The following is a 23003-nucleotide window of genomic DNA, read 5'->3' as shown; positions in this document are numbered from 1 at the left end:
TTTCAATATCATTTAATTAACTATAATGACCCAACTGCTTACGCGGCGTTAACACTGGCCGCCCGACAATACTGGAGATGATTATGAGTTATACACTGCCATCCCTGCCGTACGCTTATGATGCCCTTGAACCGCACTTTGATAAGCAGACGATGGAAATCCACCATACCAAACACCACCAGGCTTACGTAAACAACGCTAACGCTGCGCTGGAAAGCTTACCTGAATTCGCGAGCCTGCCTGTTGAAGAGCTGATCACCAAACTGGATCAACTGCCAGCAGACAAGAAAACCGTACTGCGTAACAACGCGGGCGGCCACGCTAACCACAGCCTGTTCTGGAAAGGTCTGAAAACCGGTACTACGCTGCAGGGCGACCTGAAAGCGGCTATCGAACGTGACTTCGGCTCCGTGGACAACTTCAAAGCTGAATTTGAAAAAGCTGCAGCAACCCGTTTTGGTTCCGGCTGGGCGTGGCTGGTTCTGAAAGGTGACAAACTGGCTGTTGTTTCCACTGCTAACCAGGATTCCCCGCTGATGGGTGAAGCTATCTCTGGCGCTTCCGGCTTCCCGATCGTGGGCCTGGACGTTTGGGAACACGCTTACTACCTGAAATTCCAGAACCGTCGCCCGGACTACATCAAAGAGTTCTGGAACGTGGTGAACTGGGACGAAGCTGCCGCGCGTTTCGCAGCGAAAAAATAAGTTCTACGCTTTAGTAAGCCCCTGCAAGCGATGCTTGTGGGGGTTTTTTTGTGATCAAAATCAATATAAAAACAATGATCCACTTAAATTGAAACAAGGTTTTATTATGCGAGTGGGATCACTTTTATAGTCTCTATGAATGTCTATCTTCGTTTCATCAAGACGGGCGCATCTCATAAGCAAGATGCAATCGCCCATAAAAATTGCCCCATTTTTATGTCTACAGGTGATGGAAATGCAGATCAAACGAACGATAGAGAAAATCCCAGGCGGCATGATGCTGGTGCCGCTTTTTCTGGGCGCGTTGTGTCACACCTTTTCCCCCGGCGCCGGGAAATACTTCGGCTCCTTTACCAACGGTATGATCACCGGTACGGTGCCTATTCTGGCGGTCTGGTTCTTTTGTATGGGGGCGTCGATCAAGCTAAGCGCTACCGGTACCGTACTGCGTAAATCAGGCACGCTGGTCATAACCAAGATCCTGGTAGCGTGGGTGGTCGCGGCGATTGCTTCACGTATTCTGCCGGAACATGGTGTAGAAGTTGGTTTCTTCGCCGGGCTGTCTACGCTGGCGCTGGTGGCCGCCATGGATATGACCAACGGCGGGCTGTATGCCTCGATTATGCAGCAGTACGGCACCAAAGAAGAGGCCGGGGCGTTTGTCCTGATGTCGCTGGAGTCTGGCCCGCTGATGACTATGGTGATTCTCGGAACCGCCGGGATCGCTTCGTTTGAACCACACGTGTTTGTCGGGGCCGTATTACCGTTCCTGATTGGCTTTGCGCTGGGGAATCTGGACCCTGAGCTGCGGGAGTTCTTCAGCAAAGCGGTGCAGACGTTGATTCCTTTCTTTGCCTTCGCGCTTGGTAACACCATTGATTTGAGCGTGATTGCGCAGACCGGTGTACTGGGTATTTTGCTGGGCGTGGCGGTAATTATCATTACCGGTATTCCATTGATTATTGCCGATAAACTGATTGGCGGCGGCGATGGCACGGCGGGGATTGCGGCCTCCAGCTCAGCCGGTGCGGCGGTCGCTACGCCAGTGCTGATTGCTGAAATGGTTCCGGCATTTAAACCGATGGCGCCGGCAGCAACTTCCCTTGTCGCCACGTCGGTGATTGTGACCTCCATTCTGGTGCCGATTATCACTTCCATCTGGTCGAAAAGAGTTAAAGCCAGGGCGGCGGAAATTGATATTCGTAGCGCCGTGAAGTAAGTCTCTTTTGCCGGATGGTCTGTTACATCCGGCTTAACGATTTACGCTTTGACGACAAATACCTCATCGATGGTCCGACACTCACCCTCGTTCAACTCTCCGCCGGCATTTCGTGACACGCCGGTGCAATAGCCAAACTTACGCGATACCACGGTTTTGATGGTGGTGACGAAATCTTCGCCGATGGCGTAGATGGACATGTAGGTGCCAATCTGGTCCTGAATGTCGCGAAGTGCTGTCAGGTCGCCCTGTTTAAATGCTTCCCGTGCGCTGACAAACAGTTCAGGCATGACGTTGTTTAATCCTGAAATCACCCCCGCGCCGCCTGCCAGCAGGTTAGGAATGTAGTATTCGTCATAGCCGGACAACACGGCAAAATCCTCCCGTACGGCGCGGGTGGTCTGGATCATACTGCGAGTATGGGACTGGCAGTCGACGGTATCTTTAATGCCTGCGAAGTTGGGGAACTCGGCGGCGAGGGTGGCAACCAGTTCAGGTGTTAAATCGCAGCCAGTGCGCGCCGGAAAGTTATAGGCAAACCATTTACCGCTGAGCTTCTGCCCCAACTGACGGAAGTAGCTCAGCAGCTGTTTTGCCGTTTGCCCATAGTAGTAAGGCGGCAGGATCATCACGGCATCGTAATCGGCGCGATACGCTTCCTGCGCCATCAACAGCACATCATTCTGGCAGGTGGATGAGACGTTGGCGACCATCTTCAGCGAGCTCATAGCGCGGGCCTCGCGGATTAGTAACAGCTTTTCTTCGAGCGTAAAGGAGGCAAATTCCCCGATGCTACCCATCAGCAAAATCACGTCGATTTTGGCCTCGGTAAGGCGTTTGAGATGCTGGCTTAGACCGTTAAGATCGATCTTGCCGTCATTATCCATTGGCGTAATGGAAGGACACCAGACGCCAGCAAATTGCGATTGACCAGTCACGTTGTTGACTCCTTATTTGAAATGATGTTTCAAAACCAGATTACATTGATAGCATGTGTCCCTAAGTTTCATGTGAACCGTGCTCTCATTTTGAGCGACTGGGGTAAAATAAATGTGGTGTAATGGGGGAAATTTATCGGGAGAGGGAACAGATGCGATATCCGGTCGATGTTTTTACAGGCAAGGTTCGGGACTACACGGGAAGCCGTCCCAGCGCGATTGCTAAGGTCCAGGTTGACGGCGAGCTGATGCTGACCGAACTGGGGCTGACGGGTGATGAACAGGCGGAAACGAAAATTCACGGTGGGCCGGATCGCGCGCTGTGCCACTATCCGCGTGAACACTATCAGCACTGGAGACAAGAGTTTCCGGAGCAGGCAGAGCTCTTTGTCGCGCCCGCGTTTGGCGAGAATCTCTCTACTCAGGGGCTAACGGAAGAGAATGTATTTATTGGCGACATTTTCCAGTGGGGAGATGCGCTGATTCAGGTCACGCAGCCGCGCTCGCCGTGCTTTAAGCTGAATTTCCATTTTGGCATCAGCGATATGGCTAGCCAGATGCAGGATGCAGGCAAGACGGGCTGGTTGTGCAGCGTCATCGCTCCAGGCCAGGTGTCGGCGGACGCGCCGTTGATCCTGGCTTCACGCGTCAGCGACGTCAGCGTGCGGGAGGCGATTGCCATTGCCTGGCATATGCCGTTTGATGACTCACAATATCACCGTTTACTCTCGGCTGCCGGGTTATCGAAAAGCTGGACCAGAACGATGCAAAAGCGTCGTTTAAGCGGCAAGATCGAAGACAATTCCTGCCGTTTGTGGGGAAAATAAAGCCATTCTGGCCATGCAATTAAATCAGGTGGTAACACCTGATTTGCCTTTCTCGTGGTTCTTATCTCTGCATACTAAGGCGGGTTAAAAAACCTGCTTGTCACGCCATGTTTTCAGTCCATTCTTGATACCTGGCCCACAAAAAGAAACTCTGCGTTGAAAAAAAACTTGAGTATTTCCTGCACTCAAATATCTTAGCTTTAAATTGGTTTAAACCAGATGAGCAAGATGAAAAAGAAAAACAATGTTGATGTGCTTAGAGAGCGCTTTGAAAGCTGGTTAAACGAGAATAATTTGCCAGCGGGCTCTAAATTGCCTTCGGAGAGAGAGTTATGTGAGTTGCTGGATGCGAAGCGCATGACCTTACGTCAGGTTCTGATTGAGCTTGAGATCGATGCGCGTATCTTCCGAAAGAACCGCAGTGGTTGGTTTATTTCATCGAAGCGATTTATTTATAATCCCAAATCACTTTCCAGCTTTAATGCTGAAGCCTGTGCTCAGGGGCGCAAGCCTTTTTGGGGGTATTTAACCAAAGAAACGATTGCGACGGTTCCGCACCATGTTGATGATGTTTTTCTCTCCTCCGGTGATCGCTATTTAGTTACCGGTTGGTGTGGTCTTGATTCGCATAAAGTGTTTTACCATGAGTCCTATATTGATGCTGATGTTGCGCCAGGATTCATTAACAAATTGGGCAATCAGTCTTTTGCCAGCGTCTGGGAAGATGCGTTTGGTCATGCTTTAAATATCAAAGAAATGATTTTTAAACCGGTCAATATGCCAGAAGTGGCCTGCAAAGAGTTGGGCGTTGCGCCTAATACTTATGGAATTTTAGTAGAAAAACATCGGGCTACCCGAGATAAAAAAGTGGTTCAGGTTGATTTTGAATACTGGCGACTTGAATCTGTGGAACTTGTTATTCGTGATGAATGAGAAAAATAATGGGAAAATGCAACCAAGAACTTCTCGCTGAACGTGCGAGAAATATACCACTGTACCTACATGCTTATGCCTTTCATCTGAATATGCGCTATGAGAGAGTCCTTCCGGGCGATCTTCTGGATATTGCGCATCAGCAACAATTAAAGGGAGTGAAAATACATGTTGAGGATGGTGAGTCCCAATCGCTGCAGAAACTAAACGATCGGCAGTTGCACGATTTTAAAGAAAAGGCCAAAAAATATAACCTCGATGTACATATTGAAACGAGCGCATCGGACAAGGTGACATTGACGGATGCGATCCGTATTGCTGTGGCAACTGGCGCAACTTCAGTACGTTTCTACCCCCGCTATGAAGGACATCTCAACGATGTCATGGCAAAGATTGCCAATGATATTGCGTGGTTGTCTCAGTATGACGATTGCGGACTAAGCTTTACTATCGAACAGCATGAAGATCTGCAAGGCCATGAACTGGTGACGCTGGTTAATAATAGTGGAATGAAGAATCTCTCTATTCTTTTTGATTTTGGCAACATGATTAACGCCAATGAGCAGCCGCTTTCTGCGTTAGAAGTTATGTCCCCTCTAATCACTCAGGTGCATATCAAAGACGCAAAAATTATTAAAGAAGGTAAAGGCTGGGGGCATGAGGCTTGTCGTTCAGGATACGGTGATTTACCAATGGAAGAGATGCTTAAGGCATTATTACTTTTAGGTGAGGACAAGCCGCAAGTAAATGCTTTTGGTCTGGAAGAGGAAGTTGAATATTATGCTCCGGCATTTCGTTTTGATGATGAAGGTGATAATCCCTGGATCCCATGGCGCGATGCAAGCTATACGCCGCTGCCCGACAGTAACATGATTGATGCGCGACTGGCGCAGGAAAAAGAACATGCTCTTGCTCAAATAAAGTATATCCGTGATTTATGCGACAAGTTTACAAGTAATAAATAAACTTCTTTTAATATTATTAAATGCGAAAAGGGTTATGAAAATAACTCTCTTAATTTATTAGTTATATGATTTAATTTAAATATTTCTCTCAACAAGCAATGAGGGTTTAATTATGTTCATGAACAAATGGGCAAGGCTCTGTTTTTTAATTTTAGGCGGCGGCACAATATTCAAACTTTCAAGTATGAAAGACGTTTTCTATGTGCCAATGCAAAGTGACTGGGGTTTAACCAATACGCAAATTGGTTTAAGTTTTACTGTTTATACGATTGTTCAGACAACCGGGCTTTTTCTGTCGCTCTATATCGCAGACCGTTATTCCAAGAAAATATTATTACCATTTGGTCTGATCGGCGTTGGGCTATGCGGTTTATATTTGGCGACGCTACCGTCATTTACCGGTTATCTTATTTGCTTTGCCGCAATGGCGTTCTTTGCCGATGTGGTTTATTGGCCGGTGTTATTGAAAGCTGTGCGTCTGCTAGGTACGCAAGAAGAACAAGGGCGCATGTTTGGCTTTTTAGAAGCCGGACGTGGCGTGGTGGATGTTATCGTCGCTTCTGGCGCTCTGTTTGTTTTCGTCCAGTTTGGTGAAGGTAAAGCGGGGATGCAGGCGGGTCTGTTGTTTTATACGGTCATTACGCTTGCGGCAGGTATTGTGACGTACTTTATTGTCGATGATGACAAAGTGAAAGGCGGCGAGAAAACCAGTGCCAACATGGAAGTCTTAAAGGGTATCAAACATGTGTTGTCCTGCCCTAACGTCTGGCTGGCTTCTTTAGGGATTTTCTTTGTTTATGCCGCGTACTGTGGCCTGACTTACTTCATCCCATTCTTAAAAGATATCTACATGCTGCCGGTAGCGCTCGTCGGCGCGTACGGCATCATCAACCAGTATGCATTGAAAATGGTGGGAGGGCCGATTGGTGGGCTGCTGGCGGATAAGGTTGCTAAATCACCTACGATTTACCTGAAGTGGACGTTTCTGATCTCTGCTGCTGCTATGGTTGTTTTTATGCTGTTGCCACATCAAACGATGAATGTGTATATCGGTATGGCGGCGACGCTTGGATTTGGGGCGATTATTTTCTCACAGCGCGCCATTTTCTTTGCACCAATGGATGAGATTGGTACCCCGCGTGAATATGCCGGTTCGGCGATGGCATTTGGCTGTATCATCGGTTATATGCCCGCCATGTTTGCGTATACGTTATACGGTTATTTACTGGATACCAATAGCGGCATCACGGGCTATAACTATGTCTTTAGCGTGATGATTGCGTTCAGCTTAATGGGCTTTATCTGTTCGACCATTCTGGTGAAGCGGATTAAAAAGCAAAAGCTAGCGGCTGCGACTGTGGCAGCATAATGTGAGAACTTCCCCGGCATTACGTTACCGGGGAAGCCTGTTAAGCGCGTTTATACAGCGGCAACCAAATTACCAGCCGTAAACCACCCAGCGGGCTGTCTTCGGCTTTCACCCAGCCACGATGCTGTTGGATTGCGGTTTCAACAATCGCCAGACCCAGACCTGTTCCGCCAGACTCGCGATCGCGCGCCTCATCGGTACGATAGAACGGACGGAAAATCTGTTCTCGGTCTTCAGGGCTAACGCCCGGGCCATCGTCGTCGACGGTGATGGTAATCCCATCGATATCCACCGCGAAGCCAACTTCAATCTGCGTGTGTGAATAACGCAGGGCATTGCGCACAATGTTTTCCAGCGCGCTTTCCAGCGCATTTGGGTTGCCGTACAGTGGCCACGGACCCGGCGGGAAATTCACCGTGAGTGATTTACCCATCTGCTCGGCTTCAAAGGCGGCGTTATCCAGCACTTCGCCCCACAGCTGATTGGCTTTCACCGTTTCACTGACCAGCGCGTTTTTCTGCTGATTGCGTGACATCACCAGCAGGTCGTTGATCATGCTGTCCAGTCGATGAGCTTCTGTTTCAATACGCTCCAGCTCTTTGCTTTCACCGCTACGACGGCGCAGCAGCGCGGTGCCCAACTGCAGACGCGTCAACGGCGTTCTCAACTCGTGAGAGATGTCCGACAGCAGGCGTTGCTGCGAGGTCATCATTCGCTCCAGCGCCGTCACCATCTGGTTAAAGCTGGCGCCTGCCGCCAGAAATTCCTGCGGACCGGCTTCCAGTTCCGGATGCTGGCGCAGGTTGCCCTGGGCCACCTCATCCGCCGCGTTTTTCAACTTACGCGCCGGTTTCGCCAGACTCCAGGCAAGCCAGAGCAATAGCGGAGAGCTGACTAACATGGTGACAATCAGCAACAACAGCGGTCGGTCGAACAGCAGATTGATAAAGTCAGATTGTGAGCTGCTGGCAGGTCGAATGAGATACAGCTGGTAGTTATCTTCGCCGTCTCTGACGGAGAAAGGCCCGACCATCTCAACGCGACCGTATTTTTTCTTTTGCGGATGGTCGGCGTTATCGGCCTGACCAATAAAGTTACGAATGATCTGCATTTCGTTGCGTTCTGCGCCGATCACGCGTCCTTCCGTCGTAACAAGCAATAACCGCTGTCCTGGCGGCGCCCACTTGTCTATCGCCCGAAACAAGCGACGCCACCACATCAAATCGTTGGGTGGATCGTTCGCCAGTTCAGCTTCAACGTGTTGCTCAATCATCAACCCCTGGCGCTGCTCGCTGTCCAGTAGCTCGGTCATCTGGCGTGAATCAAGCTTGGGTAACATCAGTACCAACATCAACACCAGTGCCAGCGTCAACCAGAAGATGGCAAAGATGCGCGCGGTTAAGCTCCCTATCATGAAGCGGAGACCATCAGGTAGCCGCGACCGCGCAGGGTTTTAAACCACGGGTGTCCGTCTTTACGTTCTGGCAGCTTACGACGCAGGTTCGAGATATGCATGTCGATCGCGCGATCGAAAGGTGTCAGGCGTTTGCCCAGCACTTCCTGGCTCAGGTGTTCACGCGAAACCACCTGACCGAGATGCTGTGCCAGCAAATAGAGCAGGGTGAATTCGGTGCCGGTTAATTCCAGGGTTTGCCCGTCAAAGCTGGCTTCCTGGCGACCCGGATTAAGGCTTAACGCATCCACTTCCAGAGTCGGCGAACCGTTGTCGCTGTTCTGCTGCTGTTCGCTCCAGTGTGAGCGACGCAAAATAGCGCGGATGCGCGCGACCAGTTCACGGTCGTTAAACGGTTTGGGTAAATAGTCGTCCGCGCCCAGCTCAAGGCCAAGTACGCGATCCAATTCGCTGCCGCGAGCGGTCAGCATGATTACGGGTGTCTGGTGTGTCTGACGAAGTGCTTTCAGCGTATCAATGCCATTTTTCTTCGGCATCATGACGTCGAGCAAAAGTAAATCGATGCTGTCATCCAGAAGCTCAAGCGCCTGTTCCCCATCATAGGCAACCAGCACATCGAAACCTTCCATTTCGAGCAACTCCTTTAACAGGGAAGTCAGCTCTCGGTCATCATCAACTAACAGGATTTTATTCATTGTTTACGTACCTCCGAGGCAGAAATTACGTCATCAGGCGTCGCTAATCTATGACTTTACGTTGTTTTACACCCCCTGACGCATGTTTGCAGCCCGAATCGTAAACTGTCTCTCGTTGAATCGCGACAGAAAAGATTTTGGGAGCAAGTGATGGGCAAAGTTACCGCTGCCGTCATGGCCTCAACGCTGGCACTGAGTACTTTAAGCCATGCAGCTGAAGTCGTCACAGGCGATCACTGGCACCTGGGTGAAGGCTCCGCGCAACGCAGCGTTCAGAGCCACATGTTCGACGGTATCAGTTTAACCGAACATCAACGTCAACAGATGCGAGATTTAATGCAGCAGGCAAGACACGAACAGCCTCCTGTTAATGTTAGTGAAATGGAGACAATGCATCGCCTTGTCACCGCAGAGAAATTTGATGAACGCGCTGTGCGCGCTCAGGCAGAAAGAATGGCGCAAGAACAGGTTGCCCGCCAGGTTGAAATAGCCAAGGTTCGCAACCAGATGTATCGCCTGTTAACGCCCGAGCAGCAAGCGGTTTTAAATGAGAGACATGAACAACGAATGGAGCAACTGCGCGACGTAGCGCACTGGAAAAAAAGCTCATCGTTGAATTTATTGAGTAGTAGCAACTCACGTTCCCAGTAGTAACCCTGTTTTCCTTGCCATAGACACCATCCCTGTCTTCCCCCACATGATGTGGGGGTTTTTTTTGCCCAAAATTTGTCACTCGGTTATTGCCTGACTGTTTTACTTCATCCGTTATACTAGCGGCATATCCTGGCAGGAGTGTTTATGAATCAAACCTATGGGCGGCTGGTTAGCCGGGCGGCAATCGCGGCGACCGTAATGGCATCGCTGTTACTTTTGATCAAGATTTTTGCGTGGTGGTACACCGGATCGGTCAGTATTCTGGCTGCGCTGGTGGATTCTTTGGTGGACATCGCCGCGTCGTTAACCAACCTGTTGGTGGTGCGCTATTCTTTGCAACCGGCCGATGATGAACATACGTTCGGACACGGAAAAGCGGAATCGCTGGCGGCGCTGGCGCAAAGCATGTTTATTTCCGGTTCGGCGCTGTTTTTATTCCTGACCGGGATTCAGCATCTCATCCAACCCACGCCAATGAAAGATCCTGGCGTCGGGGTGGTTGTCACCATCATCGCGTTAGTGTGTACAATCATTCTGGTCTCGTTTCAGCGCTGGGTGGTGAAGCGCACGCAAAGTCAGGCCGTTAGGGCGGATATGCTTCATTATCAGTCTGATGTTATGATGAACGGTGCGATTCTCGTGGCGCTTGGGCTGGCATGGTACGGCTGGCATCGCGCAGATGCCTTGTTTGCGCTCGGGATTGGCATCTATATTTTATATAGTGCATTACGCATGGGTTATGAGGCGGTACAGTCTTTGCTGGATCGCGCTTTACCCGATGAAGAACGTCAGGAAATTATTGATATTGTGACGTCATGGCCTGGAGTCAGCGGCGCTCACGATCTTCGCACGCGGCAGTCAGGGCCGACCCGCTTTATTCAGATTCATTTGGAAATGGAAGATAATCTGCCGCTCGTTCAGGCGCATTTAGTGGCTGAACAGGTAGAGCAGGCAATTTTACGGCGTTTCCCGGGATCGGATGTCATCATTCATCAGGATCCCTGTTCGGTCGTACCCAAGGAAGGCAAGATGTTTGAGCTTTTATAATTCGTTGTAAAAAAAGTGAACCGGGCCAGCATTTTGTGTATAAATTACCACCATTTGGCCTGACCTGAATCAATTCAGCAGGAAGTGATTGTTATACTATCTGCATATTCGTTGGATCGTTTCGATATGCGGAATCGACTTCCGGCAGCAGATTTCATTTTGCATTCCAAAGTTCAGAGGTAGTCATGATTAAGAAAATCGGTGTGTTGACAAGCGGCGGTGATGCGCCGGGCATGAACGCAGCAATCCGTGGTGTTGTACGTGCAGCGTTGACGGAAGGGCTGGAAGTCATGGGGATCCATGATGGCTACCTGGGTTTGTATGAAGACCGTATGGTTCAACTTGACCGCTACAGCGTGTCCGACATGATCAACCGTGGCGGTACATTCCTCGGTTCTGCCCGCTTCCCGGAATTCCGCGACGAAAACGTGCGTGCCGTGGCTATCGAAAACCTGAAAAAGCGTGGCATTGACGCGCTGGTTGTTATCGGTGGTGACGGTTCATACATGGGGGCAAAACGCCTGACTGAAATGGGCTTCCCATGCATCGGTCTGCCGGGCACTATCGACAACGATATCAAAGGCACCGACTACACCATCGGTTATTTCACCGCTCTGGGTACCGTAGTCGAAGCGATTGACCGTCTGCGTGATACCTCTTCTTCTCACCAGCGTATTTCCATCGTTGAAGTGATGGGCCGCTACTGTGGCGATCTGACTCTGGCGGCTGCCATTGCTGGTGGCTGTGAGTTCGTGGTGGTTCCGGAAGTGGAATTCAGCCGTGACGATCTGGTTGCTGAAATCAAAGCAGGCATCGCGAAAGGTAAAAAACACGCGATTGTGGCGATCACTGAGCACATGTGTGACGTTGACGAACTGGCGCATTACATCGAGAAAGAAACGGGTCGTGAAACGCGCTCAACCGTACTGGGTCACATCCAGCGTGGTGGTTCTCCGGTGCCTTACGACCGTATCCTGGCGTCCCGTATGGGCGCATATGCCATTGAGCTGCTGTTGGCCGGTCACGGCGGTCGCTGTGTAGGTATTCAGAACGAGCAACTGGTTCACCACGACATCATCGACGCGATTGAAAACATGAAGCGTCCGTTCAAAGGTGACTGGCTGGACTGCGCGAAAAAACTGTACTGATTGTTTTTCCGCGCCTGATGGCGCTAAGTGCATCAGGCCTACAGGTTGCAAAGACTTGTAGGCCTGATGAGCCGTTAACCACCATTCGGCACAATTCCCCGCATTTATTCCCCAAAGTTATAGCAAATCTTTTTTTATTCTTTAATGTTTGGATACCTTTCTGGCACGCTTTGCTCATCACAACACCACATAAGAGAGCTGGGCGATGAACAAATGGGGCGTAGGGTTAACATTATTGCTGGCATCGACCAGCGTTATGGCAAAGGATATTCAGTTACTTAACGTATCGTACGATCCAACGCGTGAACTGTACGAGCAGTACAATAAGGCCTTCAGCGCGCACTGGAAGCAGGAAACGGGCGACAACGTCGTGATCCGCCAGTCGCACGGCGGTTCGGGTAAACAAGCGACCTCCGTCATTAACGGCATTGAAGCCGATGTCGTGACGCTGGCGCTGGCTTACGATGTGGATGCCATTGCTGAAGTGGTCGTATCGATAAAAACTGGATTAAGCGTCTGCCGGATAACTCCGCGCCATACACCTCCACCATCGTTTTCCTGGTCCGCAAAGGCAACCCCAAACAAATTCATGACTGGAACGATCTGATCAAACCAGGCGTGTCGGTCATTACACCAAACCCGAAAAGCTCAGGCGGCGCACGCTGGAACTATCTGGCGGCATGGGGCTACGCCTTGCACCACAACAACAACGATCAGGCCAAGGCACAAGACTTCGTGAAGGCCCTGTATAAGAATGTTGAAGTGCTGGACTCCGGTGCGCGTGGCTCAACCAATACCTTCGTTGAACGCGGTATCGGTGATGTGCTGATCGCCTGGGAAAACGAAGCCCTGCTGGCGACAAACGAGCTGGGCAAAGACAAATTCGAGATAGTGACGCCGAGTGAATCTATCCTCGCGGAACCGACCGTTTCCGTGGTCGACAAAGTCGTGGAAAAGAAAGACACCAAAACGGTGGCGAAAGCCTACCTGAAATATCTCTATTCTCCGGAAGGTCAGGAAATTGCAGCGAAAAACTACTATCGTCCGCGTGATGCAGACGTTGCGAAGAAATACGAAAATGCATTTCCGAAGCTGAAACTGTTCACCATCGACGAAGAGTTTGGCGGCTGGACGAAAGCGCAGAAAGAGCACTTCTCTAACGGTGGTACGTTTGACCAGATCAGCAAGCGCTAAATAAGTCTGTGATTTACCGACCCGGTGGCATAACGCGACCGGGTTTTTTATTTGTCATGGTTTTGCGTTACTCTTGCCCTTCAATGAGATACAGGGAACGCGTAATGAAAAAAGCAGGCTATCTTTTACTGGCGGTGATTGTAGTCGCCGCTGCTGCAGGTATCGGGTACTGGAAATTCACCGGTAACCCGGACGCATTACGCCAGATTGTTCTTCAGCAATGCCTGCCGCACCAGTTGCAGCAGCAGGATCCCACGCCGTGCGCCGAAGTGAAGCCGGATGCCGGATATGTGGTGTTCAAAGATCGTAACGGCCCACTGCAATACCTGTTGATGCCGACCTGGCGCATCAACGGAACGGAAAGCCCGCTGCTGCTGAAATCAGGTACGCCGAACTTTTTCTGGCTGGCCTGGCAGGCGCGCAGCTTTATGAGCCAAAAATACGGTCAGGAAATCCCTGACAAAGCGGTATCGCTGACTATTAACTCGCGTAGCGGGCGTACGCAAAATCATCTGCATATTCATATCTCCTGCCTGCGAACCGATGTCAGAAAACAGCTGGATGACAATCTGGCGAAAATCAGCACTCGTTGGCTGCCATTACCGGGTGGGCTGCGCGGTCATGAATATCTGGCGCGTCGCGTCACGGAAAATGAACTGGCGCAACGCAGCCCGTTTATGATGCTGGCAGAAGAGGTGCCGGATGCGCGTGAGCACATGGGCAGCTATGCGCTGGCGATGGTGCGTCAGAGCGATGAGTCCTTTGTCCTGCTGGCGACCCAGCGCAATCTGTTGTCGCTCAATCTCGCCTCCGCTGAGGAAATTCAGGATCATCAATGTGATATTCTGCGTTAACCCCACCTAATCTGGCATTTACTCCGCATGTCTGTCCCCGTATTCTTGTTGAAAAAAACAACAGGAGACAGGCATGTCGCTCTGGCTTACACACCCTCTGTTTATCCCCTCTCTGGTGATTGGCATTACCATCCTGCTCTGGGCGACGTCGCTACTGCCGGAGTTTATAACGGCGCTGCTGTTCTTTGCCGTAGCAATGGTCGCCAAAATCGCCCCTGCGGATGTGATCTTTGGCGGATTTGCGTCTTCGGCATTCTGGCTGGTCTTTAGTGGTTTTGTGCTGGGTATCGCGATTCGCAAAACGGGGCTGGCGGACAGGGCGGCGAGAGCGCTGTCATCGCGATTGACCGATTCCTGGCCGTTAATGGTAGCGAGCGTGGTGCTGCTCAGTTACGCGCTGGCGTTTGTGATGCCGTCCAATATGGGGCGTATTGCGCTGCTGATGCCGATTGTTGCCGCAATGGCGAAGCGTGCCGGAATTAACGAGGGTACGCGCGCCTGGTATGGTCTGGCGCTGGCCGTCGGGTTTGGGACGTTCCAGCTTTCCGCGACCATTTTACCCGCGAACGTGCCAAATCTGGTAATGAGCGGCGCGGCGGAAGGCTCTTACGGCATCCACCTCAATTATCTTCCCTATTTGCTGCTGCATACGCCGGTTCTGGGTTGGCTGAAAGGCGCGGTGCTCATCATGCTTATCTGCTGGCTGTTCCCTGGCAAGCCCCACGCACCGCGCGATCTCACGCCAGCGGAACCAATGAGCCGGGATGAAAAACGCCTGGCCTGGATGCTAGCAGTGGTGCTGCTGCTGTGGGTAAGTGAAAGCTGGCACGGTATAGGGCCTGCGTGGACCGGGCTGGCGGCGGCGGTTATCACGCTGCTACCACGGGTTGGTTTTATCAATGGCGACGAGTTTTCCTCCGGGGTAAATATCAGGACCTGCATTTACGTGGCGGGGATTCTGGGGTTGGCAATTACCGTTACCCAGACCGGCATTGGCAATGCAGTGGGCGAGGCGCTGTTACAGGTGATGCCGCTGGATGCGGAAAAACCATTTACCAGCTTTCTCGCGCTGACCGGCATTACCACCGCACTCAATTTTATTATGACGGCGAACGGCGTTCCGGCGCTGTATACCACTCTGGCGCAAAGTTTTGCCGATGCGACTGGGTTCCCGCTGCTGTCGGTAATTATGATTCAGGTATTGGGGTATTCCACACCGCTACTGCCGTATCAGGCTTCGCCGATTGTGGTGGCGATGGCGCTTGGGAAAGTGCCTGCGAGGGCGGGGATGCTGCTGTGTATCGCGCTGGCGACGGCAACATATCTGCTTCTTCTGCCGCTGGATTATCTGTGGTTTAGCGTGTTGGGTAAGTTGTAAAAAAAAGCCCGGTAGCGCTAACGCTTACCGGGCCTACAGTCTTGGAGGGCGGGTCAGCGAAGCGCTACCCGCCTCAACAGCATTACGCCTGTTTAGCCGCTTCTGCTGCTTTAACGATGACCGCGAAGGCATCTGCTTTCAGAGAAGCACCGCCAACCAGCGCGCCATCGATATCCGGCTGAGCGAACAGTTCTGCTGCATTAGCTGCGTTTACGGAACCGCCGTACTGGATGATAACTTGTTCAGCGATTTTCGCGTCAGCTTTAGCAATGTGGTCACGAATGAATTTGTGAACAGCCTGAGCCTGAGCAGGAGTTGCAGATTTACCGGTACCGATAGCCCATACTGGTTCGTAAGCGATAACGACGCCTTCGAATGCTGCCGCGCCCTGAGTTTTCAGAACGGCGTCGATCTGACGTGCACAGACTTCTTCAGTTTTGCCCGCTTCGTTTTCTGCTTCGGTTTCACCGATGCACAGAACCGGAGTCAGACCTTGTTCTTTCAGTACGGCGAATTTTTTAGCGATCAGCTCGTCAGACTCTTTGTGGTAAGTACGACGCTCAGAGTGACCGATAATGATGTACTGCGCGCCGATATCTTTCAGCATTTCAGCACTTGTTTCACCGGTAAATGCGCCAGACAGGTTCAGGTCAACGTTCTGCGCGCCCAGGATAATGTGGCTACCGGCAGCGGCGTGTTTCGCCAGGTCGATATACATTTCCGGCGGAGCGATTGCTACTGCACAGCCAGCAACGCCAGCCAGTTCTTTACGCAGATTAGCAACCAGTTCGTTTACCATGTGGCGGCTGCCGTTCAGTTTCCAGTTACCCATCACTAAAGGATGTCGCATTTCATTTCTCCACGCTTGTCAGCGAATTAAGGAATATGGCCGCCCGTCAGGGCAGCATGGTCTGTGAAACAGTATAGAGATTCGTCTGCGGAAAGGCTTTGCTTTTTGTCATCAATTCGCCTTCTCAAGACTTTCTGATAGTGCCAGCTTAATCGGTTCAACAGCGAAGGTCAGCCCTTTTTCACCGTTATCTGCCACAACATAGCGAATTGCGCCTTCTGTTTCGGCGTAATAGTGTTTACCTTTGCCGGCAGCGAGCAGTTTTTGCAGCTTTTTCTGGCTCTGCTCTTTCGTCAGTAGCGGGGCGACGGTACGAATGACGGCGGTCATGTATTCCAGCGCTTTCGCTTTGGCCGCCTTTTGTTCTGGTCCCTGAATCGGCAACCAGGTTATCTGCATACTTTTGATTTTTAGCGTGCCGCGCTCAAGGGCGGAGGACGCATACAGGTTTTCATTGATTTTACTGGCCGCGCGGGTGAGGTTTGCCCGATCGCGGCTGCTGTCGATGGCGCGGAACTCATTCAGGATAAGCTTCGGATTCTGCGTATTAAAGTTTTCGCGAAACTGGCTAATCGACAGGTCAAAGGTCGGCGCACCCGCCAGTAAATAGGGGGCCGTGGTTGCCGTCGATGGCTCTTCCGCCCGTGCCGCAACGCTCGCGGTGAAGGCTGAAAACAATAATAAAAACAGTGTAAATCCTTGCTTCATCAATCGTACCTTTCGTTATGACTGCTCACGATTAAAACGGTAACTGTCGGGCTTGTCAAAAGGGTAAACTGTTCTGGAAGGTAATAATAAAGGAACTTACATGACCATACAGCAGTGGTTATTCTCATTTAAAGGGCGCATCGGGCGCCGTGATTTCTGGATTTGGATAGGTCTGTGGATCGTCGGAATGCTGGTTCTGTTCTCGCTGGCGAGCAAGCAATTACTCGATATTCAGACTGCGGCATTTTGTCTGGTTTGTCTGCTATGGCCGACGGCGGCAGTGACGGTAAAACGCCTGCACGATCGGGGACGTTCTGGAGCGTGGGCGCTGCTGATGATTTTGGCGTGGATGCTGCTGGCCGGAAATTGGACGATGTTACCCGGCGTCTGGCAATGGGCGGTTGGTCGCTTTGTTCCGACGCTCATTCTGGTCGGCATGCTCATCGATCTGGGCGCGTTCATTGGCACCCAGGACGAAAATAAATATGGTAAGGATACGCAGGACGTAAAGTACAAAGCCGAGCGCCAGTAGTTGTCGACCGGAGAAGCGCAAGCGCCTCCCGGCAACCCTCACCAGTAGTGCTCAGCAGTCATATGGCCCGGTCGACGGCGCAGGTGTTTGGTCATCAGCCGGGTCTCTTTCAGCAGTTGCTGCGTGTCGCGTACCATTTGTGGATTTCCGCACAACATCACATGGCTGGTTTCTTTATCCATTGGCAGCCCTACCGCCTTTTCCAGTTCACCGCTTTCAATCAGCGCCGGTACACGCCCGGTCAGCGAATCTACGGCTGTCTCACGGCTAACAACCGTCTGGATGCGTAATTTACCTTCGTAGCGCTTTTCCAGCGCCTGCATCAATGGCAGGTAGCTCAAATCGGCGGCATAGCGTGCGGCGTGGACCAGCACCAGATTTTTAAAGCGACCCAGATCTTTGCCTAGTTGCAGAATCGACAAATACGGGCCGATAGCCGTGCCGGTTGCCAGCATCCATAGCGTTTCGCAATCAGGGACTTCATCCAGCACGAAGAAACCAGCGGCCTCACTCACCACCTGAACTTCATCGCCAGGCTTTAGCGCCGCCAGTCGAGGGCTGAGTTTGCCGTCGGGAACCGTCACCAGATAAAATTCTAAGTCGGGGTTATCGGGCGCATTGACGTAGGAATAGGCGCGCTGGACGCGCTCACCGTCGATCTCAAGGCCAAGCTTGGTGAACTGACCTGCAGTGAAAGGAAGAACCGGAGCTCGCACGGTCAAACTAAACAGGGCATCGGTCCAGTTCTGCACCTTTGTGACTTTGCCTGTTACCCAATCTGCCATGGTTTTCTCCTGTCTGCTTTGATTGCCTTATCTTCGTTCGTTGGACGAAAGATTTCCAGCCCGGATGGGCTGGAAGGCTCTATTGATCAAATCAATTACAGGATGTGCGCCTGCACATCGGGATCTTTGCGATCGAGGTAGTGAATCGACTGAATGCGGCGGATCGTGCGTGATTTGCCGCGGATCAACAGCGTTTCGGTGGTTGCGATATTGCCTTTACGGCTAATCCCTTCCAGCAGATCGCCTTTGGTGATGCCGGTAGCGGAGAAAATGACGTTGTCGCTGCGCGCCATTTCATCCAGACGCAGCGCTTTGCCCGCTTCAATGCCCATCGCGGTGCAGCGGGCCAGTTCCTGTTCGCCAATACGACGGTTCTCTTCGCTATCGCCTTTGACGTCATGGCGCGCCAGCAGGCGGCCCTGCATGTCGCCGTCCAGCGCGCGGATGACGGCCGCGGAAACCACGCCTTCCGGAGCGCCGCCAATACCGTACAGCACGTCAACTTCGCTGTCTGGCATACAGGTCAGAATCGAGGCCGCAACGTCGCCGTCAGGAATGGCGAAGACGCGCACGCCCAGTTTCGCCATCTCTGCAATAACCTCGTCATGGCGTGGTTTTGCCAGGATGGTGACGGTCAGGTCACTCAGTGGTTTGTTCAGCGCGGCTGCAATGTTTCGCAGGTTGGTTTCCAGCGACAGGTTCAGGTCGATGGACCCTTTTGCGCCAGGACCGACAATCAGCTTTTCCATGTACATGTCTGGCGCGTTCAGGAAACAGCCTTTATCGCCTACAGCCAACACCGCCAGCGCGTTCGCCTGGCCCATTGCCGTCATACGCGTGCCTTCGATAGGATCGACGGCGATGTCGACCGCATCACCGTGGCCGGTTCCGACTTTCTCGCCGATAAACAGCATCGGCGCTTCATCAATCTCACCCTCGCCAATCACGATGGTGCCGTCGATGTTGACCTGGTTGAGCATAATACGCATGGCGTTCACCGCCGCGCCATCAGCGGTATTTTTATCGCCGCGGCCCAGCCATTTATAGCCAGCCAGCGCTGCCGCTTCGGTCACGCGTGAAAATTCAATGGCAAGTTCTCGTCTCATTGCAAACTCGTAGCTGAAAGGAATGGCGCGAAGTGTAGCACAGGGGAGGGGACTAGATTATTGATGTGTGTGCGGGGTTGCCCCCGCACGAAGATATTGCCGGACAAAGTAACGTCGCCATCCGGCAATGACGAATTACTCGTCGTGATCTTCCCACGCCATGGCGCGTTTGACTGCTTTTTTCCAGCCGCTGTAACGGAAATTACGCTCGGTGGTTTCGATGCCCGGGCGGAATTCACGCTCGATGACCGCTTTCTCCTGCAGTTCATCCAGATTCTGCCAGAAACCTACTGCCAGACCGGCAAGGTAAGCCGCACCCAATGCGGTGACTTCGCGGACTTCCGGGCGCTCAACGCGCGTGCCGAGAATATCGGACTGGAACTGCATCAGGAAGTTGTTGGCGACCGCACCGCCATCAACGCGCAGGGCGTGCAGGCGAATACCGGAGTCAGCCTGCATCGCTTCCAGTACGTCACGGGTCTGGTAAGCGATAGACTCAAGCGTTGCGCGGATGATGTGGTTGGAGTTTACGCCACGGGTCAGGCCGAAGATGGCTCCGCGTGCATACGGGTCCCAGTACGGTGCGCCAAGGCCTGTGAATGCCGGAACGACGTATACGCCGTTGGTGTCTTTCACTTTGGTGGCGAAATATTCAGAGTCGAATGCATCGCTGATGAGTTTCATTTCATCGCGCAGCCACTGGATGGATGCGCCAGCCATAAATACCGCACCTTCCAGCGCGTAGTTCACTTCCCCGGTCGGTCCACAGGCGATGGTGGTCAGTAGTCCATTTTCGGACTTAACGGCTTTCTCGCCAGTGTTCATCAGCATGAAGCAGCCGGTACCGTAAGTGTTTTTCGCCATCCCTTCCTTCACGCACAGCTGGCCAAACAGAGCGGCCTGCTGGTCACCGGCAATACCGGAGATAGGAATACGAATGCCGCCTTTACCACCTATGTTGGTCTGGCCGTACACTTCAGAAGAACGACGCACTTCTGGCAGCATTGCACGCGGAATATCCAGCGCATCCAGCATCGTGTCATCCCAGTCCAGGGAGTGGATGTTGAACAGCATGGTACGAGAGGCGTTGGTGTAATCCGTTACGTGTACGCGTCCCTGCGTCATTTTCCAGATAAGCCAGGTGTCTACCGTACCGAACAGCAGTTCGCCGCGACGAGCGCGCTCACGTGAGCCTTCCACGTGGTCGAGGATCCACTTCACTTTAGTGCCGGAAAAGTACGGGTCAATTACCAGACCCGTGTTATTACGGATGTACTCTTCCATACCGTCGCGCTTGAGCTTTTCGCAGATATCCGCGGTACGACGACACTGCCACACAATTGCGTTATAGATAGGTTTACCGGTCTCACGCTCCCAGACGATGGTGGTTTCACGCTGGTTGGTAATACCGATCGCTGCAATTTCATCGGAACTGATATCGGCTTTCGCCAGAACTTCTACCAGCGTGGAGCTTTGGGTCGCCCAAATTTCCATTGGGTCATGTTCTACCCAACCTGCTTTCGGGTAGATTTGCTCGAATTCGCGCTGTGAAACGCTAACGATATTCGCATCGTGGTCCATTACGACCGCGCGGGAGCTGGTGGTGCCCTGGTCGAGCGCAACGATATATTTTTTTTCAGTCATGATTATTTGTCCCGTAGTCACATTACTGCGAAGCTTTTTGTTGAGTGTTGGTCGCTACGTCTTTCTCTTCAATCGCGCAGACATCGCACGGTAAATGGCGACCAATCAGTTTGCGATATGCCCATGCGCCTAAAATCGCGCCGGTAATCGGGCCAAACACCGGGACCAGGAAGTAAGGGATATCACGACCACCCGTGAAGGCAATCTCACCCCATCCGGCCATCCAGGCGAAGAGTTTCGGTCCGAAGTCACGTGCCGGGTTCATCGCAAAACCTGTTAGCGGACCCATGGAAGCACCAATAACGGCAATCAACAAGCCGATCAGCAGTGGTGCCAGCGGACCACGAGGTACACCGTTACCATCGTCGGTCAGAGCCAGAATCAGCCCCATTAGAATAGCGGTAATGACCATTTCAACCGCGAAGGCCTGCACAAAATTGATATGCGGGTTCGGATAGGTCGAGAAAGTACCTGCCAGACCCAGGCTTTCGGTACTGCCGCGCACGATATGGTTAGTTTGTTCGAAATCGATGAAAAGATTGTAATAAAGCCCGTAAACCAGTGCCGCTGCGCAAAAGGCGCCGGCAATTTGCGAAATAATAAAAGGAGCAACTTTGCGTTTATCAAAACAGGCGAACGGCCAGAGTGCGATGGTTACCGCTGGATTCAGGTGTGCACCAGAAACGCCTGCAGTCAGATAGATAGCCATCGCTACCCCCAGACCCCAGATGATACTGATTTCCCACTGACCAAAAGTAGCCCCAGCAACTTTGAGTGCAGCGACACATCCCACACCGAAGAAAATCAACAACCCGGTACCGAGGAATTCAGCAATGCACTGGCCTTTTAAGGTTGATGTTTGACTCATAATCGGATCCTGAAGAGAGTTTAATGTTTATTGTATGCGAGAAGGTCACTGACATCCCCGGAGCCGGTAGGCACACTGTTAATTTATCGTTAACGCTCAAAAACGAGAAATATCGAAATTGAAATGTGTGTACTCCATCAACAAAATGAGCGTTATCGCGCCATTTCGCGGTATTTGTTATACAAAAATAGTGTGAGCTGAATCATTTCAATGATCAATTCGTTAACACTTAAGAGTTATGATAGTAATGTCACCAGGAGAAAGACGAAAAGTGTTGCAAACCGCAATCTGCGCGGGATGCCGCTGGACAGGGATGACGCGGCTTCATACAATCGGTGTTAAGTAGAGTGCGCTCGTTTTTATTAAGGCGTCGCCGGTTATCGGGACGAGGATTTTTATCCATCAACGCCTTGCAATTCAGGAGAGGTATGACGATGTCATTAGAAGTGTTTGAGAAACTGGAAGCAAAAGTACAGCAGGCGATTGATACCATCACGCTGTTGCAGATGGAAATCGAAGAGCTGAAAGAAAAGAACAACTCACTGTCGCAGGAAGTTCAGTCTGCACAGCAGCAGCGTGAAGAGCTGGAGCGTGAGAACAACAACCTGAAAGAACAGCAGAACGGCTGGCAGGATCGTCTGCATGCCCTGTTGGGGCGTATGGAAGAAGTCTAATTCTGATTTCTTTAAAAAGGCATCCATAATGGATGCCTTTTTACTATGTAGACTTTAGGATATCGTAATTCTCAAATTTCAAAGAATACGATATGACAAAAAGAAACGATATTATTGATAATTCGGATCGATTTATCACCAGAGATATTAGATATGGTCTTATCTATACAGATAATCTAGGGTGGATTGATTTAGGCCACTCTAATCCGGCAGGCGCTGAAAAATTATGGTTTGAAATGACAAGACCTTGTGGTGGTGATAGTGAATTTTATGAAGTAAATTACCATCAAAGTATGTCTAAAAGCATTCACGGTCTAAATATTAATACTGGTATATATCGTAGATTCATGGTGCGACGAGGATTGCAGGAGCGAATTCTGCAAGGTATTGCTTTATCTATATTCTTGAGTACGTCACATCGTTTCGAATCCTTACAGGATTTTTGGCCTTACACTTATTTATGGATGTAATAAAACCAGTTGTGAATCCAAATTATG

At 51.4% G+C, this 23003-nt stretch carries 23 protein-coding genes and 1 pseudogene; 15 read left to right on the top strand and 9 right to left on the bottom strand.

Annotated elements, in window-relative coordinates; all coding sequences use genetic code 11:
• Nucleotides 1-83 precede the first annotated feature (83 nt).
• Both sodA and kdgT read left to right on the top strand, forming a co-directional pair.
• Nucleotides 84-704, top strand: a complete 621-nt coding sequence (gene sodA, locus B9P82_RS19625; protein WP_016155203.1) for a superoxide dismutase [Mn] — start codon at nt 84-86, stop codon at nt 702-704.
• 235 nt (nt 705-939) lie between these two features.
• Nucleotides 940-1923, top strand: a complete 984-nt coding sequence (gene kdgT / locus B9P82_RS19620; protein ID WP_016155204.1) for a 2-keto-3-deoxygluconate transporter — start codon at nt 940-942, stop codon at nt 1921-1923.
• Nucleotides 1924-1964: 41 nt separating this feature from the next.
• On the opposite strand, the gene B9P82_RS19615 is transcribed toward kdgT, so the two are convergent.
• A complete protein-coding gene (locus B9P82_RS19615) occupies nt 1965-2861 on the bottom strand; it encodes a dihydrodipicolinate synthase family protein (protein WP_016155205.1) in 897 nt (298 codons plus the stop codon).
• A gap of 152 nt (nt 2862-3013) precedes the next feature.
• Between B9P82_RS19615 and yiiM the strand changes: the two genes are divergently transcribed.
• From yiiM to B9P82_RS19595, 4 genes are all read left to right on the top strand, one after another.
• Nucleotides 3014-3688: a 6-hydroxyaminopurine reductase gene (gene yiiM, locus B9P82_RS19610; protein WP_101700774.1), complete on the top strand. Its 675-nt coding sequence runs from the start codon at nt 3014-3016 to the stop codon at nt 3686-3688.
• Between the two features lie 228 nt (nt 3689-3916).
• On the top strand, nt 3917-4621 hold the full coding sequence (locus B9P82_RS19605) for a GntR family transcriptional regulator (protein ID WP_019077919.1): 705 nt from the start codon (nt 3917-3919) through the stop codon (nt 4619-4621).
• An 8-nt stretch (nt 4622-4629) separates the two neighbouring features.
• On the top strand, nt 4630-5586 hold the full coding sequence (locus B9P82_RS19600; RefSeq protein ID WP_049040558.1) for a sugar phosphate isomerase/epimerase family protein: 957 nt from the start codon (nt 4630-4632) through the stop codon (nt 5584-5586).
• A 118-nt stretch (nt 5587-5704) separates the two neighbouring features.
• A complete protein-coding gene (locus B9P82_RS19595; RefSeq protein WP_101700791.1) occupies nt 5705-6955 on the top strand; it encodes an MFS transporter in 1251 nt (416 codons plus the stop codon).
• Between the two features lie 40 nt (nt 6956-6995).
• Here B9P82_RS19595 and cpxA read toward each other — a convergent pair whose 3' ends face one another.
• Both cpxA and cpxR read right to left on the bottom strand, forming a co-directional pair.
• Complete coding sequence (gene cpxA / locus B9P82_RS19590) at nt 6996-8369, bottom strand: envelope stress sensor histidine kinase CpxA (protein WP_016155210.1); 1374 nt, start codon at nt 8367-8369, stop codon at nt 6996-6998.
• The gene (cpxR, locus tag B9P82_RS19585) at nt 8366-9064 is read right to left on the bottom strand and encodes an envelope stress response regulator transcription factor CpxR (protein ID WP_006686193.1); all 699 of its coding nucleotides are present in this window, start codon (nt 9062-9064) and stop codon (nt 8366-8368) included. Before cpxR ends, cpxA begins: the two co-directional genes overlap by 4 nt.
• A gap of 150 nt (nt 9065-9214) precedes the next feature.
• Here cpxR and cpxP point away from each other — a divergent pair, with 150 nt between their 5' ends.
• The 6 genes and pseudogenes from cpxP (at nt 9215) to B9P82_RS19550 (ending at nt 15339) form a co-directional block, all read left to right on the top strand.
• Nucleotides 9215-9715, top strand: coding sequence for a cell-envelope stress modulator CpxP (gene cpxP, locus B9P82_RS19580; protein WP_016155211.1), 501 nt, complete (start codon nt 9215-9217; stop codon nt 9713-9715).
• Between the two features lie 147 nt (nt 9716-9862).
• Nucleotides 9863-10765 carry a CDF family cation-efflux transporter FieF gene (gene fieF, locus B9P82_RS19575; RefSeq protein WP_016155246.1) on the top strand — a complete coding sequence of 301 codons (903 nt, stop codon included), beginning with the start codon at nt 9863-9865 and terminating at the stop codon, nt 10763-10765.
• Between the two features lie 185 nt (nt 10766-10950).
• Entirely contained in the window at nt 10951-11913 is a 963-nt protein-coding gene (gene pfkA, locus B9P82_RS19570; protein WP_003028778.1) for a 6-phosphofructokinase, read from the top strand.
• Between the two features lie 205 nt (nt 11914-12118).
• A pseudogene (gene sbp, locus B9P82_RS19560) lies at nt 12119-13107 on the top strand (sulfate/thiosulfate ABC transporter substrate-binding protein Sbp).
• 104 nt (nt 13108-13211) lie between these two features.
• Entirely contained in the window at nt 13212-13961 is a 750-nt protein-coding gene (locus tag B9P82_RS19555; protein ID WP_019077918.1) for a CDP-diacylglycerol diphosphatase, read from the top strand.
• A 73-nt stretch (nt 13962-14034) separates the two neighbouring features.
• Nucleotides 14035-15339, top strand: coding sequence for an SLC13 family permease (locus B9P82_RS19550; protein WP_016157906.1), 1305 nt, complete (start codon nt 14035-14037; stop codon nt 15337-15339).
• An 82-nt stretch (nt 15340-15421) separates the two neighbouring features.
• Here B9P82_RS19550 and tpiA read toward each other — a convergent pair whose 3' ends face one another.
• Both tpiA and B9P82_RS19540 read right to left on the bottom strand, forming a co-directional pair.
• The gene (gene tpiA / locus B9P82_RS19545) at nt 15422-16189 is read right to left on the bottom strand and encodes a triose-phosphate isomerase (RefSeq protein WP_003028783.1); all 768 of its coding nucleotides are present in this window, start codon (nt 16187-16189) and stop codon (nt 15422-15424) included.
• 111 nt (nt 16190-16300) lie between these two features.
• Complete coding sequence (locus B9P82_RS19540) at nt 16301-16897, bottom strand: YiiQ family protein (protein WP_016155250.1); 597 nt, start codon at nt 16895-16897, stop codon at nt 16301-16303.
• Nucleotides 16898-16997: 100 nt separating this feature from the next.
• Between B9P82_RS19540 and B9P82_RS19535 the strand changes: the two genes are divergently transcribed.
• Nucleotides 16998-17429: a DUF805 domain-containing protein gene (locus B9P82_RS19535; protein WP_047497573.1), complete on the top strand. Its 432-nt coding sequence runs from the start codon at nt 16998-17000 to the stop codon at nt 17427-17429.
• Between the two features lie 38 nt (nt 17430-17467).
• On the opposite strand, the gene fpr is transcribed toward B9P82_RS19535, so the two are convergent.
• From fpr to B9P82_RS19515, 4 genes are all read right to left on the bottom strand, one after another.
• A complete protein-coding gene (gene fpr, locus B9P82_RS19530) occupies nt 17468-18214 on the bottom strand; it encodes a ferredoxin--NADP(+) reductase (RefSeq protein WP_101700772.1) in 747 nt (248 codons plus the stop codon).
• Between the two features lie 95 nt (nt 18215-18309).
• Nucleotides 18310-19320 carry a class II fructose-bisphosphatase gene (gene glpX / locus B9P82_RS19525; protein WP_016155253.1) on the bottom strand — a complete coding sequence of 337 codons (1011 nt, stop codon included), beginning with the start codon at nt 19318-19320 and terminating at the stop codon, nt 18310-18312.
• A gap of 135 nt (nt 19321-19455) precedes the next feature.
• A complete protein-coding gene (glpK, locus tag B9P82_RS19520) occupies nt 19456-20964 on the bottom strand; it encodes a glycerol kinase GlpK (RefSeq protein ID WP_016155254.1) in 1509 nt (502 codons plus the stop codon).
• 22 nt (nt 20965-20986) lie between these two features.
• Entirely contained in the window at nt 20987-21832 is an 846-nt protein-coding gene (locus tag B9P82_RS19515) for an MIP/aquaporin family protein (protein ID WP_101700771.1), read from the bottom strand.
• A 428-nt stretch (nt 21833-22260) separates the two neighbouring features.
• On the opposite strand from B9P82_RS19515, the gene zapB reads away from it, so the two are divergent.
• Complete coding sequence (gene zapB, locus B9P82_RS19510) at nt 22261-22506, top strand: septal ring assembly protein ZapB (RefSeq protein ID WP_019077914.1); 246 nt, start codon at nt 22261-22263, stop codon at nt 22504-22506.
• 92 nt (nt 22507-22598) lie between these two features.
• Nucleotides 22599-22976, top strand: coding sequence for a hypothetical protein (locus B9P82_RS19505; RefSeq protein ID WP_246842139.1), 378 nt, complete (start codon nt 22599-22601; stop codon nt 22974-22976).
• The last annotated feature ends 27 nt before the right edge of the window (nt 22977-23003 follow it).

Source organism: Citrobacter sp. L55 (assembly GCF_002850715.1).
Taxonomy (GTDB): domain Bacteria; phylum Pseudomonadota; class Gammaproteobacteria; order Enterobacterales; family Enterobacteriaceae; genus Citrobacter; species Citrobacter braakii.
Note: the sequence above shows the minus strand (reverse complement) of the source record. Positions and strands in the feature narration are given on the sequence as shown.

Bases quoted from the DNA above. Each gene is read 5' to 3' on its own strand.
- sodA (WP_016155203.1), top strand. From the start codon at position 84: ATGAGTTATACACTGCCATCCCTGCCGTACGCTTATGATGCCCTTGAA.
- kdgT (WP_016155204.1), top strand. From the start codon at position 940: ATGCAGATCAAACGAACGATAGAGAAAATCCCAGGCGGCATGATGCTG.
- yiiM (WP_101700774.1), top strand. From the start codon at position 3,014: ATGCGATATCCGGTCGATGTTTTTACAGGCAAGGTTCGGGACTACACG.
- B9P82_RS19605 (WP_019077919.1), top strand. From the start codon at position 3,917: ATGAAAAAGAAAAACAATGTTGATGTGCTTAGAGAGCGCTTTGAAAGC.
- B9P82_RS19600 (WP_049040558.1), top strand. From the start codon at position 4,630: ATGGGAAAATGCAACCAAGAACTTCTCGCTGAACGTGCGAGAAATATA.
- B9P82_RS19595 (WP_101700791.1), top strand. From the start codon at position 5,705: ATGAACAAATGGGCAAGGCTCTGTTTTTTAATTTTAGGCGGCGGCACA.
- cpxA (WP_016155210.1), bottom strand. From the start codon at position 8,369: ATGATAGGGAGCTTAACCGCGCGCATCTTTGCCATCTTCTGGTTGACG.
- cpxR (WP_006686193.1), bottom strand. From the start codon at position 9,064: ATGAATAAAATCCTGTTAGTTGATGATGACCGAGAGCTGACTTCCCTG.
- cpxP (WP_016155211.1), top strand. From the start codon at position 9,215: ATGGGCAAAGTTACCGCTGCCGTCATGGCCTCAACGCTGGCACTGAGT.
- fieF (WP_016155246.1), top strand. From the start codon at position 9,863: ATGAATCAAACCTATGGGCGGCTGGTTAGCCGGGCGGCAATCGCGGCG.
- pfkA (WP_003028778.1), top strand. From the start codon at position 10,951: ATGATTAAGAAAATCGGTGTGTTGACAAGCGGCGGTGATGCGCCGGGC.
- B9P82_RS19555 (WP_019077918.1), top strand. From the start codon at position 13,212: ATGAAAAAAGCAGGCTATCTTTTACTGGCGGTGATTGTAGTCGCCGCT.
- B9P82_RS19550 (WP_016157906.1), top strand. From the start codon at position 14,035: ATGTCGCTCTGGCTTACACACCCTCTGTTTATCCCCTCTCTGGTGATT.
- tpiA (WP_003028783.1), bottom strand. From the start codon at position 16,189: ATGCGACATCCTTTAGTGATGGGTAACTGGAAACTGAACGGCAGCCGC.
- B9P82_RS19540 (WP_016155250.1), bottom strand. From the start codon at position 16,897: ATGAAGCAAGGATTTACACTGTTTTTATTATTGTTTTCAGCCTTCACC.
- B9P82_RS19535 (WP_047497573.1), top strand. From the start codon at position 16,998: ATGACCATACAGCAGTGGTTATTCTCATTTAAAGGGCGCATCGGGCGC.
- fpr (WP_101700772.1), bottom strand. From the start codon at position 18,214: ATGGCAGATTGGGTAACAGGCAAAGTCACAAAGGTGCAGAACTGGACC.
- glpX (WP_016155253.1), bottom strand. From the start codon at position 19,320: ATGAGACGAGAACTTGCCATTGAATTTTCACGCGTGACCGAAGCGGCA.
- glpK (WP_016155254.1), bottom strand. From the start codon at position 20,964: ATGACTGAAAAAAAATATATCGTTGCGCTCGACCAGGGCACCACCAGC.
- B9P82_RS19515 (WP_101700771.1), bottom strand. From the start codon at position 21,832: ATGAGTCAAACATCAACCTTAAAAGGCCAGTGCATTGCTGAATTCCTC.
- zapB (WP_019077914.1), top strand. From the start codon at position 22,261: ATGACGATGTCATTAGAAGTGTTTGAGAAACTGGAAGCAAAAGTACAG.
- B9P82_RS19505 (WP_246842139.1), top strand. From the start codon at position 22,599: ATGACAAAAAGAAACGATATTATTGATAATTCGGATCGATTTATCACC.